The sequence below is a fragment of the Arthrobacter sp. MYb224 genome (assembly GCF_002975455.1).
In the GTDB taxonomy this organism is placed as follows: Bacteria; Actinomycetota; Actinomycetes; order Actinomycetales; family Micrococcaceae; genus Glutamicibacter.
On record NZ_PCPU01000017.1, the window covers coordinates 1 to 3,715 of the forward strand.

Consider the following 3,715-nt stretch of genomic DNA (forward strand, 5'->3'; position numbering starts at 1 on the left):
TCACTACTCCATCTTCCTGCATAGGCTTTGTTCTTGTCGGCGCTGTGTAGTGCTCCGCCGGTTGATTGATGAGCCCAGTTCTGATGTTCGCTGATGCTCATGCCCATAGGCAGGGATCTTCGACCCGCGTTTTGTTATATGGCGTAAGTTCATCCGTCAATATACGCGGCGTCGACTCCGACCTTGTGGCACCAATCGATAAGTGCTTGACTCTGTTTTATTCGAAACCGTACAAGGTTAGTCACGCGCGAAATGGCGTTAAACAGGGATGCTTGGATAATGGGTGGACGGTATGTCCGACGATGACGACAGCCGAATGCATTTCCTCATGGTGTGATTCTACGTTCACGAGTATAGAGTCATCGCTGCCTAGATCTCGACGCTACCAATTCGATTCCCGTCAAGAGAAAACACATCGAGAAGATACTACCTGCTCAACAAACACTGATCTATATGTAACGACAGGATATGCTCGACTTCCGAGGTAAGTAGCAGATTCAGTTGGTATGGAGCCTAGCTGGGCCCTGGGTTGATTACGATGACAAGATATCTTCCCGACTGGAAGTATTCGATTAGGCTGCGGAAGATCGACGACCACAGAATCTCCGGATCATACGACAAGGACGTCTTATGTCAGAAACGCAGTCAGATTTTCTTATCCAACTGAACACAGTGCTTTCTGCTGAGCAACTGGAACAGCGCGCAGAAGTACTACTGGAGAATTCCCGGGACTTCGGGCAATTCGTCGGCGACCCCATCATGCCTCTGGCCGTGGTTTACCCCCGAACGGTTGAAGACGTCCAAAAGGTAATGCGACTGGCCTACGAACATCGCATGCCCGTTGTTTCGCGTGGTGCCGGTACCGGTGTATCCGGAGGCGTTCACGTAACCGGTAAGTGCATTGTCCTGAACCTCATGCAGATGAACCGAATCGTGGAAGTTCGCCCCGAAGACGAAGTCGCGGTGGTGGAACCTGGAGTGATCAACTATGACTTGAACGTAGCTGTCTCCGAACACGGTCTCATGTACGCACCGGATCCGGCCAGCTATAAGATGTCTACCATTGGTGGCAATATTGCCACCAATGCTGGTGGTCTACGCTGTGCCAAATACGGAGTGACACGTGAATCGGTACTTGCTGTAGACGTTGTTCTGTCGGATGGCCGTTTAGTTCATCTGGGACGTAATACCTTCAAAGGTGTTGCAGGCTACGACCTCACCGGATTGTTTACCGGTTCGGAGGGAACACTTGGCGTCGTGGTGCGCGCGGTGCTGCGCTTACGATATTTGCCGGTGGATGAGCGCGACATCTCGATGTTATTCCCAAGTTTGGAAGCAGCAGTCCTTGGCGTTCAACGCATAGCCCGCGCCCGCGTACAGCCGGCCATTCTGGAGCTCCTTGATTTGCCGACTATCGAAATCTTAGATGATCAATACTCGACCAACTATGCAGCGCATGGTGGTGCCATGCTCTTAGTCAGGGTGGATGGATATGGCGCCGAAAAGGAAGAAGCTGTCATTCGCGAGACCTTCGAGAACCAAGAAGTAACCCTCAGCGACTCCGGTGCGGACGAAGCCACAACGCTTATCGAAATGCGGCGAACAAGCCGTGGAGATACCAAAGACGATGCCTATCGCATGGGGGAGGACATTGCAGTGCCAAAGAGCAAGATGTCCGACTACGTGCGAGAACTGCGACAGATCGCTTACTCTCACGAGGTAGATGTCAGAGTCATCGCCCATGCGGGGGACGGCAACCTGCATCCTACATTCTCGGTTGAACCCGGTGCCGGAGTCGATCCTCTGGCGAGACTTTCTAAGGCATTGGAAGGATCAATTCGATTGGCCATCGAGATGGGCGGAACCATCACCGGTGAACATGGAGTCGGCCTTATCAAACGCGATTGGTTGAGCTGGGAACAAACTGCTGACGTTCTGCTTCTCCAGCAAGAAATCAAAGCGCTGTTTGACCCGAGGAATATTCTCAACCCCGGCAAGGCACTTTAGTTTCCTTGAACGACGTCCGTTCCTTCTTCAATAGCTCACTGGCAGATTTAGCACAGACGCATCCCCGGGTGTAGTGTATAACCGTTGTAGAGTTACGGGATATAGCGCAGCTTGGTAGCGCGCGTCGTTCGGGACGACGAGGTCGCAGGTTCAAATCCTGTTATCCCGACTAGCAAATGAATAAGGGGGTCCCTAGGGACCCCCTTATTTTTGGTTGAGGGTGTCGTGCGCATATTTCACCGTCCATCGCCAGAGGTATCCAAGCCCGCCGTTCCACTCCCCGCGTACCTGTAGTCGGGCTCTGTTTTGACGTAAAACTGCACCTCAACACAATAGAGCTGTAGATCACTCGAGGAGAAGGGCTCAAAAGATGCCTAAACGAGTTTTCTTATGTATAGTTATATCTCGTGCTAAGGCATTTCGAAGAGAATGATCTTGATGGTCTTCACTGAGGAAGCCAAGTCACATTGGGATATGGTGTAATTGGCAACACAACGGTTTCTGGTTCCGTCATTCTAGGTTCGAGTCCTGGTATCCCAGCGCTTCACCAGAGTAATTTGGTGAGTTGAAGAGAAATCTTCAGCGTACGGCCCCATCGTATAGCGGCCTAGTACTCCGCCCTCTCACGGCGGCAACACGGGTTCGAATCCCGTTGGGGTCACACATCAAAACGCGGAACTTCGGTTCCGCGTTTTTTGCTTTAAGATTACGCTCATCGAACTTCGTGGCCATCCTTTGCGCACGCGTTACTGTTACTTCAGCATCTTCTGTCGGAGCGAGGCGAACGGCAGTATCACCACGGGAACGAACGATGCGCTAGCTGGTGGTTGAGTGGCCGGGACAGACACACGGCCTACCCGCATTGTGTCACTACAGTAGGTCGCGAATGCAACGATGCCTGTGGACCGGGTTTAAGTACTGCCGTAGTTTGCGCCCGGTGATGTCATCGAGGGCAGTGGGATCCACGAGATGTTCAGCAACGGGGATTCACTTAGCCAAGTTTCACCCTTCGACTGGTCGAGGTTCCAGCCCGGGGACGCCAGCTCAACGTCTGGGTTTATCAATTTCATCTCGGATGCCGGCCGGTGGAACCATCTCATCGGAAGGGAGTCTGCGTTTCCCATCTTCGCGCTGCCTGGCCTCTCAAACTGTTGGGCGCCTCGGCATGCCGAAATTGAACGTCACTGCGCATAAGCATCGAAGCATTCAGCGATAGTGATTATTCGGAGGTCAATAGTGAGCAAGCAACCGTGTGTCGGGTGCGGTCTAGGCCTGTTGAACTTTGACAGTGTCTACCGAGATGAAGTCCGGTCATAGAGAGAATAAGGGCCTGTGTGCACGGTCACCTCGGAAAAGGGCCTCCCGATTTGAAACATCCCGCAAATCTGTGTATAGTTTTTATCTGTCGCCGAAACAAGGCCGGAACAAAAACCGGTACAAAATTCGGTGATAATCCCCAGAAAATCAAGAGTTTTACACAGGTCACTGTGGATAAAGCGAAATTAATGGGAACCAAGAATACCGATTCAAATCACAAATAATTGATTTGACTTTCAGGAATTCAACGGTATAAAATATAAATATAACGCTGGACGAAATTGCCGCTCGAAAGAGTGGGTAAAGAACCGGTAAGTGTTTGTTGTTTGAGAACTCAATAGTGTGCCAAGTTTATTGATACCGAATTATTTTTAATTTGGTGGATATATAA

1 protein-coding gene and 3 tRNA genes are annotated in these 3,715 nt (G+C 51.1%); all 4 read left to right on the forward strand.

The annotated features are described in order from the left end of the window. Nucleotides 1-630: 630 nt before the first annotated feature. The 4 genes from CQ017_RS17705 to CQ017_RS17720 all read left to right on the forward strand — a co-directional run bounded on the left by CQ017_RS17705 (nt 631) and on the right by CQ017_RS17720 (nt 2,668). Nucleotides 631-2,007, forward strand: a complete 1,377-nt coding sequence (locus CQ017_RS17705) for an FAD-binding oxidoreductase (RefSeq protein ID WP_096286796.1) — start codon at nt 631-633, stop codon at nt 2,005-2,007. 95 nt (nt 2,008-2,102) lie between these two features. Further along, nucleotides 2,103-2,176 (forward strand) — tRNA-Pro (locus CQ017_RS17710). Nucleotides 2,177-2,475: 299 nt separating this feature from the next. Beyond that, nucleotides 2,476-2,547 (forward strand) — tRNA-Gln (locus CQ017_RS17715). A 48-nt stretch (nt 2,548-2,595) separates the two neighbouring features. Next, a tRNA-Glu gene (locus tag CQ017_RS17720) sits at nt 2,596-2,668 on the forward strand. Nucleotides 2,669-3,715 lie beyond the last annotated feature (1,047 nt).

Bases quoted from the DNA above. Each gene is read 5' to 3' on its own strand.
- CQ017_RS17705 (WP_096286796.1), top strand. From the start codon at position 631: ATGTCAGAAACGCAGTCAGATTTTCTTATCCAACTGAACACAGTGCTT.